Source organism: Beijerinckia sp. 28-YEA-48 (genome assembly GCF_900104955.1).
In the GTDB taxonomy this organism is placed as follows: domain Bacteria; phylum Pseudomonadota; class Alphaproteobacteria; order Rhizobiales; family Beijerinckiaceae; genus Terripilifer.
On record NZ_FNSI01000001.1, the window covers coordinates 2,215,767 to 2,227,696 of the forward strand.

General features: G+C 62.9%; 13 protein-coding genes. 8 read left to right on the plus strand and 5 right to left on the minus strand.

What is annotated here, in order from left to right; genetic code table 11:
• Positions 1-8: 8 nt before the first annotated feature.
• Genes BLW50_RS10495 through selD form a run of 3 tightly spaced genes read left to right on the plus strand, consistent with a single transcriptional unit; the run spans position 9 to position 2,487 of the window.
• Positions 9-254, plus strand: a complete 246-nt coding sequence (locus BLW50_RS10495; protein WP_348272878.1) for a sulfurtransferase TusA family protein — start codon at positions 9-11, stop codon at positions 252-254.
• A 13-nt stretch (positions 255-267) separates the two neighbouring features.
• Positions 268-1,428: a cysteine desulfurase family protein gene (locus BLW50_RS10500; protein ID WP_090701439.1), complete on the plus strand. Its 1,161-nt coding sequence runs from the start codon at positions 268-270 to the stop codon at positions 1,426-1,428.
• A gap of 9 nt (positions 1,429-1,437) precedes the next feature.
• Positions 1,438-2,487: a selenide, water dikinase SelD gene (gene selD, locus BLW50_RS10505; RefSeq protein WP_090708956.1), complete on the plus strand. Its 1,050-nt coding sequence runs from the start codon at positions 1,438-1,440 to the stop codon at positions 2,485-2,487.
• A 4-nt stretch (positions 2,488-2,491) separates the two neighbouring features.
• On the opposite strand, the gene BLW50_RS10510 is transcribed toward selD, so the two are convergent.
• The 5 genes from BLW50_RS10510 to BLW50_RS10530 all read right to left on the minus strand — a co-directional run bounded on the left by BLW50_RS10510 (position 2,492) and on the right by BLW50_RS10530 (position 7,599).
• Positions 2,492-3,070: a DUF3592 domain-containing protein gene (locus BLW50_RS10510; protein WP_170850096.1), complete on the minus strand. Its 579-nt coding sequence runs from the start codon at positions 3,068-3,070 to the stop codon at positions 2,492-2,494.
• An 88-nt stretch (positions 3,071-3,158) separates the two neighbouring features.
• The gene (locus BLW50_RS10515; protein ID WP_090701447.1) at positions 3,159-4,313 is read right to left on the minus strand and encodes a M20 aminoacylase family protein; all 1,155 of its coding nucleotides are present in this window, start codon (positions 4,311-4,313) and stop codon (positions 3,159-3,161) included.
• Between the two features lie 8 nt (positions 4,314-4,321).
• A complete protein-coding gene (locus BLW50_RS10520) occupies positions 4,322-4,771 on the minus strand; it encodes a PaaI family thioesterase (RefSeq protein ID WP_090701449.1) in 450 nt (149 codons plus the stop codon).
• Positions 4,772-4,780: 9 nt separating this feature from the next.
• Positions 4,781-6,592, minus strand: a complete 1,812-nt coding sequence (locus tag BLW50_RS10525; RefSeq protein ID WP_090701454.1) for an AMP-binding protein — start codon at positions 6,590-6,592, stop codon at positions 4,781-4,783.
• Positions 6,592-7,599 (minus strand): quinone oxidoreductase family protein, encoded by a 1,008-nt coding sequence (locus BLW50_RS10530; protein WP_090701457.1) that lies wholly within the window; start codon positions 7,597-7,599, stop codon positions 6,592-6,594. Before BLW50_RS10530 ends, BLW50_RS10525 begins: the two co-directional genes overlap by 1 nt.
• An 87-nt stretch (positions 7,600-7,686) precedes the next feature.
• Here BLW50_RS10530 and BLW50_RS10535 point away from each other — a divergent pair, with 87 nt between their 5' ends.
• From BLW50_RS10535 to BLW50_RS10555, 5 genes are read left to right on the plus strand one after another with little or no spacing between them, the layout of a single operon-like run.
• Positions 7,687-8,652, plus strand: coding sequence for an ABC transporter substrate-binding protein (locus tag BLW50_RS10535; protein ID WP_090701461.1), 966 nt, complete (start codon positions 7,687-7,689; stop codon positions 8,650-8,652).
• Between the two features lie 6 nt (positions 8,653-8,658).
• The gene (locus BLW50_RS10540; RefSeq protein WP_090701464.1) at positions 8,659-9,438 is read left to right on the plus strand and encodes an ABC transporter ATP-binding protein; all 780 of its coding nucleotides are present in this window, start codon (positions 8,659-8,661) and stop codon (positions 9,436-9,438) included.
• Positions 9,435-10,328, plus strand: coding sequence for an ABC transporter permease (locus tag BLW50_RS10545; RefSeq protein ID WP_090701468.1), 894 nt, complete (start codon positions 9,435-9,437; stop codon positions 10,326-10,328). The genes BLW50_RS10540 and BLW50_RS10545 overlap by 4 nt, the downstream gene beginning before the upstream one ends.
• Positions 10,329-10,335: 7 nt before the next feature.
• Positions 10,336-11,085: an aspartate/glutamate racemase family protein gene (locus BLW50_RS10550; RefSeq protein ID WP_090701472.1), complete on the plus strand. Its 750-nt coding sequence runs from the start codon at positions 10,336-10,338 to the stop codon at positions 11,083-11,085.
• A complete protein-coding gene (locus tag BLW50_RS10555; RefSeq protein ID WP_090701475.1) occupies positions 11,069-11,929 on the plus strand; it encodes a VOC family protein in 861 nt (286 codons plus the stop codon). Before BLW50_RS10550 ends, BLW50_RS10555 begins: the two co-directional genes overlap by 17 nt.
• Position 11,930: the final 1 nt, after the last annotated feature.

Below are 11,930 nucleotides of genomic sequence, written 5' to 3' on the forward strand. Positions count from 1 at the left end.
TGGCATTTGTGATCCACATGGATGATCCAGGCGACATGGTTCTCGATCTGCGTGGCATACGCTGCCCGCAACCGGTGCTGCGCGCCAAGAAAGCCCTGCGCAACGTCCCCATTGGCGGTGCGCTCGTGTTGGAATGCACCGATCCACTGACGGTCATCGACATCCCGCATTTCGTCAACCAGACCGGCCATCATCTGTCGGATCAAAGCCAGCACGAGCAGCTCTACATCTTCCGCATCGTCAAACAGCGTTGAGTGGTATCGGATCATGAAGCCCGTCTATCTTGACTACAACGCCACCACGCCGATCGCTCCGGACGTGCTCGACGCCATGCTGCCCTATCTGCGGGGGGACTATGGCAACCCCTCGTCGTCCTATGAACTTGGGAAGCGCGCGCGCAACGCCATTGAAACCGCCCGCGCCCAGGTGGCGAGCCTGATTGGCGCAGCGCCAGACGAAATCGTCTTTACCAGCGGCGGCACGGAAGCCAGCAATATCGCCATTCGCTCGGGCGCGCGGCGCGATGGGGCGCGCCGTGGCATCGTCACCACCAATATCGAACATCCAGCGACCGATGCCTGCTGCGCACTGCTGGCGCAGGAGGGCTATGACATTCGCCGGATTAAGGCCAACACGGACGGTCTCGTTGATCCACAGCTATTCCACTCGGCGATAGATGCCACCACGGCGCTGGTGAGCGTCATCCACGCACAGAACGAGATCGGCACCCTGCAACCGATCGCCGACATCTCGGCCATCGCCAAGGCGCACGGCGCCTTGATACACGCCGACGCCGCTCAATCGGTCGGCAAGGTGAAGGTGGATGTTCAGACGATGGGCGTCGATCTGCTGTCGATCGCCGGACACAAGCTCTATGCGCCGAAGGGCATCGGCGTGCTCTATGTGCGGCGTGGCGTCGACGTGCCTTCGGTGCTTGTAGGCGCCGGACAGGAACACGGCCGCCGGCCCGGTACGGAAAATGTCGCCTTCATCGTTGCGCTCGGCGAAGCCAGCCGTCTTGCCGAAGCAAAGCTCGCCACCACCACGGCCCATGTGGCTGAGCTCGCCGACAGGCTGCTGACGCGGCTGCGCGCCGACATCCCCGATCTCCTCCTTGCGGGACATGCGACGCAGCGCCTGCCCAATACACTGAACATTTTGTTCCCCGGCGTTTCCGGCCGCCTGCTGCTGGAAGCCTGTCCTCGGGTTTTCGCCTCCACTGGCTCCGCCTGCCATGCCGATCGCGAAGATCCGTCCGCGATCCTGCTGGCGCTGGGGTTTGCACCGGAGCGCGCGCTGGGCGCTGTCAGGCTGTCCGTCGGCCGTCCCACAACGCTCAATGACATCGACACGGCCGTATCGGGCCTCGTGGCCGCCTGGCGGCAGTTGCGCCAATCCTCGTCGGCGCGCCTCGCATCGGTTCCATAGGAGAAGATGATGAATGTTCCCCAGGTTCGACTGACCAGCCTGGCCCATGGCGGCGGATGCGGTTGCAAGTTGGCGCCCTCGGTGCTGCAGCAATTGCTGTCGTCGGCGCCCAAGCACAATCCCTATCAGCAGCTCCTCGTCGGCATCGAAACCGGCGATGATGCCGCCGTCTGGCAGGTGGACGACAACACCTGCATCATCGCCACCACCGATTTCTTCATGCCGATGGTCGACGATCCCTTCGACTTCGGCCGCATCGCCGCGACCAATGCGATCTCCGATGTCTATGCCATGGGCGGCACGCCGGTGATGGCGCTCGCCATTCTCGGCATGCCGGTCGACAAGATCGCACCCGAGACCGTGCGCAAAATTCTCGAAGGCGGATCGGCGATCTGTACCACGGCTGGCATTCCCATCGCCGGCGGCCATTCGATCGATTGTCCGGAGCCGGTCTATGGCCTGGCCGTGATCGGTACCTGCCGGCCCGAGCACGTGCGGCGTAATGCCGATGCCAAGGCCGGCGATGTCCTCATTCTCACCAAGCCGCTTGGCGTCGGCATCTATTCCGCCGCCATCAAGAAGGACCTGCTGCCGCGCGGCGGCTATACCGACATGATCGCCACGACGACCCTGCTCAATCGCATCGGCAGCGAGCTGGCGCGCAACCCCGCCGTCCACGGCATCACCGACGTCACCGGCTTCGGCCTGCTCGGGCACGGGTTGGAAATGGCGCGGGGCTCACATCTGACCTTGGTTATCCGCGCCAGCGACCTGCCCTTCCTGGCTGCAGCAGCAGCGCTGGCGCAGGAAGGCTGCATCACCGGCGCGTCGCACCGCAACTGGGCGAGCTACAGCCACGAGGTCAATTTGCCTGTCGGCTATACTGACTGGCAGCGGCATCTCCTGACCGATCCGCAGACATCGGGCGGTCTGCTCGTCGCCTGCGCACCCGAAGCGGCCAGCGACGTGGTGCAGCAGATCCAAGCGGCCGGCTATCCCTTCGCCCGCATCATCGGCCGCGCGACAGCGGGGCCAGCGTCGATCACCATCGAAGCGTGAAGAATCAAAACCTGTCACCGTCCTTCAGGGCCTTGTTGATATTTTCGGTGGCGCCGGGAGCGTTCATCTCGCCCAGGCCCTTGGCCGCCATCCGCCGCACCCAAAAGCCGCAGAGAAACATGAAAGCGCCAAGGCCGCTCAGCGCCAGTGCGAAGGAGCTGGGGCCTGGCTCCAAATAGGACACCGCAGGATTTTGCGGATCATAGGCGATATCGGCTGTTGATCCGATCGGATGACGTTCCCGCATCTTCACCGCACCGGCTGAGTTCTGCATGCCGAGGTCGTAAGGTTCGACACCACCGGCGACATATTCCTGGTCGCCGACACGATAGTGGTAGAGGACACGGAACGTGTGCCAGCTTTCTTCCTCCGCGCGACCGTTGCTGCGCGTCTCGCGCGTCGTCCGCAGCAACAACTCGGCGCTGGTGATCGTCGCGCTGGTACGGGGCCACGACAAAGTCATGGCGCCGCGCACCGTGCCATAGGCGCCCAGCGCGAAGATAGCCGTCGCCAGAACCATCAGATTGCGCCCGAAAGCCATGCCGCCAAGATTGGGCGGCTTTACCTTTATCGCTCGCGCCAAAGTCCGTGCCCCCCGGTCAACCCCGCTCATCCTATCAGGATCACGAAACAGCCGGAAAGCCGCGCATTCTTATCGTAATGCGAAATGCTCAGCGTTGAACGAGCGCCACAAACAGGCTCGCGCCGGTGGCGATGATCGCGTCGTTAAAATCATATTCCGGGTGATGGACCATCGGGCTGTCCGGCCCCTTGCCCTGCCCGACCAAGATGTAAGCGCCAGGACGCTTTTGCAGCATGAAGGCGAAATCTTCCGCCGCCATCAGCGGCGGAAAGGATTTCGCCAATCCTGTGGGGCCCAGCACGTCAGTGATCGCCCGTGCCGCGTGTTCTGCGGCTTCGGCGTCATTCACCAGCACAGGGAACTCCCGCACGTATTCGATGCGCGCCGAGGCGCCATAGGCCTCCGCGACATGGGTGACGACGCGGTGGAAGCCAGCCTCAATCCGGGCGCGAGCCGCCTCGTTCAAAGCGCGAACCGTGCCAGCGATCCGACCTTCCGAGGCGATCACATTATGAGTGGTGCCGATATGCATTTCGGTGACACTGAGAACGGCGGATTCCATCGGATCGGTCTCGCGCGAAATCAGGGCCTGCAAGGCGAGCACCGTCTGAGACATCACAACAGCCGGATCGATGGTCTTGTGCGGCATGGCGGCATGGCCACCGCGCCCGGTGATCACCACATCGAAGCGATCGAATGAGGCCAGCGCCGCGCCGGCACGCACCGCCGCCTGTCCCACCGGCAGCAACGGCATGTTGTGCAGCGCATAGATTTCATCGCAGGGAAAGCGCTCGAACAGCCCTTCCTCGACCATGACACGACCACCACCGAGCCCCTCTTCGGCCGGTTGAAAGATCAGCACTACCGTGCCGTCAAACGCGCGCGTGCGCGCGAGATATTCAGCGGCCGCGAGCAGCATCACCGTGTGACCATCGTGACCGCAGCCGTGAAAGCGACCGGGGGTCCTCGATCTCCAGGCCGGCGTGCCGAGCTCATCCATCGGCAGCGCGTCCATGTCGGCGCGCAGACCAATGCGCCGGTTGCCCGGCCGTCCTTCGATAACACCGACTACGCCCGTGTTGGCCATGCCGGTGTGGACCTCGATGCCCATGGCCTTAAGCCGATCGACGACAAAGGCCGCCGTCTTTTCTTCCTCGAACCCAAGTTCCGGCATGGCATGCAGCATGCGGCGCCATTCGGCGAGGATGGGTTGGCGCGCGGCAATCTCGGCAATGACCGGCATGGTTGCTCCTATCGCTTGGCGTGTTCCCCGCCACCTTCAATGGCCTTGAAGGTGGCGGACATGCTGAACGTACCACGGCCGACGGCATAGACTTCGCCCTTGTCGTCCGTGATCTCGATATCGGCCACCGACACCGATTTACCGGCGCGGACTACCTTGCCAGTGGCAAGCAAATCGATCTTGGCCGGCGACTTCAGAAAATCGACACGGAAATTCGCCGTCGGCGTCGGCCGGCCCACCTGTAAGCCGCAGGCGACAGCACCGGCCACGTCGATCAGCGACGCGATAACACCGCCATGAATGACGCCGGCCTCGGGAAAAATACTCAGGCTTGGATGATAGGGCAGACGCAACACGGCAATGCCCGCTTCCACATCGGCACTCTCCAGCTTCACGCCGATCACCTGATGGAAAGCGGCTGTTTCGATAATGCGCTTGAAGGCTTCGACATCGAGCATGATCTATCCTCAATCTTTTGATGTGACGTTTGAACGAAAGGCGAAGGCCGACAGTTTCTCGCGCACCAGTACGACGGCTTGCGCTGGAACCTGCACATGCACTTCCAGCCCATGCAGGGCATGCGGTTGTGCCTCGACGCGCCTGTCGGAGATGATCTCCGCCACGGCCGCATCAGCAACCCGCTGGGTGATATCGAGCTTGAGCGCTTGCTTGTAGACCTTGCCAATCGCCGTCACTGGCAGCTTCGGCAGGATGACGATTTCTTTCGGCACAGCGGCGCGCTCAAGAATGCGCGAGCGGGCGAAGTCGAGCAGAACATCAGGCGCGATTTCGGCACCTGCCTGCAATTGCACATAGGCCATCGGCAGTTCGCCGGCATAGGCATCGGGCTTGCCGATGGCGGCCACGAGCACGACGCCGGGATGGGCGTTCAGCGCATCCTCGATCATCAAGGGATCGATGCCATGGCCGCCGCGCTTGATCAGCTCCTTGGCCCGGCCAGTCACCCAGACAAAGCCATCCGCATCGACGCGGCCAAGATCGCCGGTGTCGAGCCAACCATCCTCAAAGAACGGCTGCTGCTCGACGCTGCGGTTGAGATAGCCACCAAAGACCATCGGCCCGCGAATGGCGAGCACGCCGATCTCATCGGCGGCACAATCACCAATACGGCGGCCGGCGTCATCGACGCGTACCGCTTTCACCGCGCAATAGGGCAATGGAAGCCCGACGGAACCTTGCCGGTTGACGCCATCGCGCGGCCCGGACGTTACCGCCAATGTGGCTTCCGTCAGCCCCCAGGGTTCGACCACCCAGACGCCGGTGGCGGCGCTCAGCTTTTCGCCCAGCACCCGTGGCAATGCGGCGGCGCCATTGATGAACAGCCGCAGCCGTTTCGCCCGTTGTCGATCAGGTGGCCGCGTGGCGAGCTGCGCCATGATGGTCGGCGGCCCGACGACAACGCTGACGTCCAACTTCTCGATGGTTGACGGCAGCGCCTCGACGACACCCTTGCCGCGATAGCCCAGGGGACCGAGCACGACGACTTCGCTGCCGCCGATCAGCGGAAACACCGAGCAAGCAAAGAGACCACCGACATGAAACATCGGCATGGCGCAGAGCACGCGATCATCCGTCGTATAGCCATAGCCAAAGCACGAGATGATGGAGCCAGCGGCCAGATTGCGCGCGGTCAGCGGCACGAATTTCGGTAGACCCGTGGTGCCGCCGGTATGGAAGACCGTGATGATCTCGGACAGGTCGCGGCTCGGCGGATCGTCCCCCGTACCGGCTGGCAGCGTCGCCGTGTCAATCGCGATCACCGCTAGGCCGTCCGCCCTATCGGAACGGGCGATCGCGTTCAAGACATCTGCGAGCACAGCCGGCGCTTCTTTCGGCACCAACACCACCTTGGCGCCGCTCTCGTGCAGCAGTTTCTCGATCTGCCCCTGTTCGAGAAACAGATTGATTGGCGCCAGACGCGCCACGGCAACGGCGGCGAGCGATGCCGCAATGGTTCCCGGACCGTTGGGCAGAAGCGTGGCGATCACATCGCTCGGCGCAAGACCGAGTTTGGTGAATTGCGCGGCGAAGCCAGCGATGCCGGCCTGCAATTGCCGGCGTGAGAAGACCACCTCTTCCCCATCCGCCACGCCTTCAGGCAGATAGCGGATGGCAATGGCATCGCCATCCTGCTCGGCCTGCTGGCGCAACAGCGCCAGGATATCGGCGCCACCAAGGCGCGCCTCTAGCGACGTCGCCGCGAAAGCGGCGATGTCGTCACGGCCCGTAAAGCGCGGTGCGGAAGAAGCCGTCGGCATTACGGCTTCACGATGATCTTGCCGAACACGGAGCGATCCTCGATGGCGCGCACCGCTTCAATGCCTTCAGACAAGGGCACCACCCTGTCGATCGGCGGATCGAGCTTGCCTTGCGCCACCAGATCCAGACACGCCTGCTGATCTTCTACCGCCCAGCCGGTCGAACCGACAACCGTCATCTCCGACATGAACAGATAGGGGATGTCGGTGACGGCGGCATAGCCACCCGTTCCGCCGCAGCACAGCAGCCGGCCAAAGCGCTTGACGCAACGCATGGACGGCGTCCATGTGTCACCAGCGGTGAAGTTCACCACCACATCGACGCCGCCGCCGCGCAGCAGCGAACCCGTCGTCTCGCGGATATATTTGTCGATCTTGGTCGTCGCGTAATTGATCGTTTCGTCGGCGCCCAACAGCCGCAACCGCTGGCATTTCTCGTCGCTGCCGGCAGCAGCGATGACCTTGCAACCGGCCAGTTTCGCTAGCAGAACACAGGCCGTACCGACGCCACCGGAGGCGCCGAGGATCAGGATCGTCTCGCCCGCTTTGATCTGGCCGCGCGTATGCAACATGCGATGGGCGGTGCCATAGGCGCAGGGCAAGGCCGCCGCCTTCTCGTCCGACACATGGTCGGGAATGCGCATCAACTGACTGACACGCACGGTGCAATATTCGGCCATGGCGCCATTGCGCGTCTCGCCCAGCATTTCGAAATGGCCCGTATTCCACTCGACGTGATGGGACACTGGCAGCACGCGCTCGCCGACCCGCCAGCCCTCAACGCCCTCACCCAATTTGTCGATCACACCAGCACAATCGCCGCCGGTGATGCCCGGCAATTCGACTTTGATGCCTGGCATGCCGCGGCGGGAAAACACATCGAGGTAATTGAGCCCGCATGCCTTGACCTTGAGCCTCACCCAGCCCGGCGCCGGCTCCGGCAGAGGCAGATCGCCATATTGCAACACCGACGGATCGCCATGTTCGCGGAAGAAAACTGCCTTCATTTGTGTCCTCGATGCCCAAATAAATGTCTTGCATATTCTGCATATCCTTGCAGAATGTGCAACAGCACATAATTCAAGGGGGATACGATGTTGAAGGGAATTGCATTCGCAGTGGCATTCGCTCTGGCCGCAACGTCCACGGCATCCGCGCAAACGAAGCGCGTCGCCATCGCCGGCTGGGGCCCGCATCCGACGCTCGATGAAGCCATCACCGGATTCAAGAAAGGCCTGGCGGACGAGGGTTTTACATCCGACAAGGTGGCCTTCGACGAAAGCAACGTGAACTTCGATGCCGCGCTGATCCCGCAAATGCTGACGCGTCTCGCCGGGGCGCAGCCCGACCTGATGGCGACCATCGCCACGCCCGTCTCGGTCGCCGCGCGCAACCAATTGCGCAGCCGCACCTTCCCGCTGGTCTTCCTGCCGATCGCCGATCCGGTCCATGCCGGCCTCGTGCCCTCCTGGGATAAAGGCGACCGGCTGATCACCGGCTCATCGGTGGCGCTCGACTACGCCGCCGTGCTCGACTTCTTCAAGAAGCTATTGCCGAACATGAAGCGTGTCGGCCTGCTCTATGATACGGGCGACGACAGTTCGAAGGCCGCCGTCGATGGCATGGAGGCCGATGCGGCCAAAAGCGGCCTGACCTTCGTGCGCATCGGCGTCGACAATCCCAATGAGCTGGCGCAGCGCGTGCAATCCGCCGTCGGGCGCGTCGATGCCTTGTTTACCGTTGCCTCCGGGCGCATTCAGCAAGGCATGGCCGCCGTTTCCGCCACGGCCGACCGGGCGAAATTGCCGGTGATCACTTCCATTCCCCAAGCGGTGCAGCAGCGCTATGCATTGGCCGCCTTCGCTGTGTCCTTTGGCCAATCGGGTGAAGCGGCAGGCCGCATCGCCGGGCGTATTCTGAAGGGTGAGGACCCGGCCAAGATCGCGCCCTATCGCGCCACGGCATCCGAACACAAACCGATGATCAGCGGCGCCAAGCTCAAGACCCTCGGCCTGACAGTGCCGCCGGCGCTCGCCGATTGCAATTGCGTGATTGACTGAAGTCCGATGATCGTCGCCACACAGCTTCATAAAGTATTCAACGCAGGCACAGCCTCCGAGAAGATTGCCATCGCCGGGATAGACCTCAAGGTCGCCACAGGTCAGTTTGTCGCCGTCATCGGCGGCAATGGCGCCGGCAAGAGCACGCTGCTCAATCTGCTCGGCGGCGCCATTCTGCCTGATCGCGGCCGCATCGAAATCGATGCGACCGACGTGACGCAGATGCGCGAACATGCGCGCGCCGCCTTGGTTGCGCGCGTCTTCCAGGATCCGATGGTCGGCACAGCGCCGACGCTCACCGTCCAGGAGAATATGACGCTCGCCCTGATGCGGGCCGAAGGCCGCAGGCTGCGCCCGGCCCTTACCGCCGCCCGGCGAGAACGTTTCAAACAGGCGCTCGCTATCCTTCGGCTTGGTCTCGAGAACCGGCTCGAGGCGCAGGCCGGCGAGTTGTCAGGTGGCCAGCGGCAGGCTCTGTCGCTGGCGATGGCAACGCTCTGCCCGCCAAAATTGCTGCTGCTCGACGAACATACGGCGGCGCTCGATCCGCGCACCTCCGAATTCGTGATGGAAGCCACGGTCTCCATGGTGGCCGAAGGCGCGCTGACCACGATGATGGTCACCCACAATATGCAGCATGCGCTGTCCTACGCCTCGCGCATCATCATGATGGATGCCGGCCGTATCGTCGCCGACATCGGCGCGGATGAGATCCAAGGACTGACCGTCGGCGACCTAGTCGCCCGCTTTCGCATCAAGGACGACAGAATGGTGCTCAGCACATGATCCAGGCTTTCATCAACCTCATCCCCGTCACCTTGGCGCAGAGCCTGATCTATTCCTTCGTGGCGCTGGCGATCATGGTGCCGTTTCGCACCCTGTCCCTGCCAGATCTGACGACCGAAGGCAGCTTTCCGCTCGGTGGTTGTCTGGCCGCCGCAGTGCTGACCGCTGGGCTCGATCCCTGGAGCAGCATGGCGCTGGCCATCGTCGGCGGTTTTCTGGCCGGCATTTCCACCGCGCTCATCCACCAATATTTTAAGATCAATTCGCTGCTCGCCGGCATTCTGGTGGCGACGATGATCTGGAGCGTCAATCTGCGCATCATGGGCATGCCGAACAAATCGGTGCGTCCTGAACTCACGGCCTTCGACGCCATCTCGCCGGAAATCCTTCTCGGCATCTGGCTGCAGATCGCCCTGCTCGCGGCGCTTGTGGGCCTGGTCGTCGTCGGCCTGATTGCCTTCTACAAAACGGAAGTCGGCTTGGCCCTGCGCTGCGTCGGCGCCAACATGCGCTTGTCGCCGGCCATCGGCATCAATGCCCGGCTCTATTCGATCGTCGGCTTCGGCCTCGCCAATGCGCTGGCCGCGTTCGGCGGCGCCATCGTCGTGCAGCAGCAGGGCTATGCCGACGTGACAATGGGCTTCGGCATTCTCGTCAATGGACTGGCGGCGCTGATCATCGGTGAAGCGATCATCGGCCGCGCCACCATCCAGCGCCAGGTCATCGCGCCGGTCGTTGGCTCGATTGTCTATTACCAGCTCGTCTCGCTCGGCCTGTCCACCGGCCTGCATCCGTCCGATCTGAAACTGCTGACCGGCGCTTTCGTGCTGATCACCCTCGGCCTGCCGCTTCTGACCAAGGGACGGTCGGCGGCGTCGGCTGGCGTGTGAGGCTGACATGTCGGACCACATTCGCAAGCAGCGCCGGCGCATCGGCCTGATCGGCGGCATGAGCTGGCGCTCGACGATGCTCTATTACGAACGGCTGAACACAGCCATGGAGGGCGCACTCGGCGCCCACCATAGTTTTGAAGGCGCCGTCTGGAACCTGAACTATGCCGAACTGCTGTCACACGCCGCAGCCGGCGACATGGACTCGGTGGAAGGCATTCTGGTCGATGCAGCAAAGGGACTAGAAGCCAGCGGCTGCGACGTCATCGTCCTCACCGCCGTCACCGCCCATCACTGGCACGAGACGGTTCAGCAGGCGGTGAAGGCCGATGTGCCGCACGTTCTGGCCAGCGTCGCGCAGGAACTCGATAGGAGAGCGATCGGAAACGTCGGCGTTCTCGGCACGGGCCTGACCTGCGATTCCGACTTTCTCCCGGCGTGGCTCGCCCGTTCGTCCCTCAACGGCGCGCCGCGCCGACTGAGTTTGCTCGACGGCGGCGATCAACGGGAGATCGATGCCCTCATCCAGGATGTGCTGACCGCCGGACGTCCTCCGGCGGAAGGCAGAACTGTTCTGGAAAAGGCCGTTATGAAACTCCGCGGCCAAGGCGCCGAAGCGGTGGTGCTCGCCTGCACCGAACTGCCGCTGCTGCTGCCCTTACCCAACGCCCCTCTTCCCCTGCTCGACAGCGTGCAGCTGCATGTCGATGCCCTCCGCAATCTTCTTCTGAGTGAAAAGCATGTCCAAACCCATTGAACTCATCGATCATCTTCTGACCTATGTTCACGATCTCGGCGCCGCCGCATCGCTGTTCAAGCGTATGGGTTTCACCCTGTCTCCGATCAGCAATATCGAGGCGATGGGCATTTCCAACCATCTGGTGCTGATGCCGCCGGTCAAAAAGGGCTTCGCCAATTACATCGAGCTGATGGCGGCGCGTGACCGCAGCTTGCTGCCAGCCCCCATGGCGGCCATTCTCACCGAACACGAAGGCATCAAATCCATGGTGCTCGGCGCCTCCGATGCGCAGGCCGCCCATGACGCCATGATCAGGCAGGGGTTCGCCGCGCCGTCGCCGGTGCATGTGAAGCGTGAATGGGTGGTTGCACCAGGGCAATCCGTGTTTCCGGAATTCGACGTGATCCTGCCCTTCCCGGCGCCGCTCACTTTCAACGGCTGCCGCTATTTCAACGTCGAGCTGTATCTGCGCCCGGAATGGCTTGAACATGCCAACAGCGCCTGGCGCATTGCCGGCGTGTTCGCCGTCACCGACACGCCCGAGAGCTTGGCCGACACATTCGCAGCCCTCTTCGATGAGCCGAAAACAGCAACGCAGAACTCCGTCACGGTGACCGCCGGCATGGATTTGATCGCCTTGACGCCCGCCGCGGCAAAGGCGAGATATGGCGTTGACGCGAAGCACTCGACCAACGGCGCGGCCTATCTCGGGTATGTCATCAACGTCGGATCCCTGGACACGCTGAAAGCATCGCTGTGCAAAGGCGATGTCGCGCATCGCGTCGAAGGCGACACGATCATTGTTGATCCGGCGGTGGCGCTGGGCAATCTGATCGTGTTCAGACAAGTGACGAGGCCCTGAC

Excerpts from the sequence above, each read along its gene's own strand:
- BLW50_RS10530 (WP_090701457.1), bottom strand. The coding sequence starts at position 7,599 with ATGAAGGCAGTTTTCTTCCGCGAACATGGCGATCCGTCGGTGTTGCAA.
- BLW50_RS10520 (WP_090701449.1), bottom strand. The coding sequence starts at position 4,771 with ATGCTCGATGTCGAAGCCTTCAAGCGCATTATCGAAACAGCCGCTTTC.
- BLW50_RS10525 (WP_090701454.1), bottom strand. The coding sequence starts at position 6,592 with ATGCCGACGGCTTCTTCCGCACCGCGCTTTACGGGCCGTGACGACATC.
- BLW50_RS10500 (WP_090701439.1), top strand. The coding sequence starts at position 268 with ATGAAGCCCGTCTATCTTGACTACAACGCCACCACGCCGATCGCTCCG.
- BLW50_RS10545 (WP_090701468.1), top strand. The coding sequence starts at position 9,435 with ATGATCCAGGCTTTCATCAACCTCATCCCCGTCACCTTGGCGCAGAGC.
- BLW50_RS10535 (WP_090701461.1), top strand. The coding sequence starts at position 7,687 with ATGTTGAAGGGAATTGCATTCGCAGTGGCATTCGCTCTGGCCGCAACG.
- BLW50_RS10550 (WP_090701472.1), top strand. The coding sequence starts at position 10,336 with ATGTCGGACCACATTCGCAAGCAGCGCCGGCGCATCGGCCTGATCGGC.
- BLW50_RS10555 (WP_090701475.1), top strand. The coding sequence starts at position 11,069 with ATGTCCAAACCCATTGAACTCATCGATCATCTTCTGACCTATGTTCAC.
- BLW50_RS10540 (WP_090701464.1), top strand. The coding sequence starts at position 8,659 with ATGATCGTCGCCACACAGCTTCATAAAGTATTCAACGCAGGCACAGCC.
- BLW50_RS10515 (WP_090701447.1), bottom strand. The coding sequence starts at position 4,313 with ATGCCGGTCATTGCCGAGATTGCCGCGCGCCAACCCATCCTCGCCGAA.
- selD (WP_090708956.1), top strand. The coding sequence starts at position 1,438 with ATGAATGTTCCCCAGGTTCGACTGACCAGCCTGGCCCATGGCGGCGGA.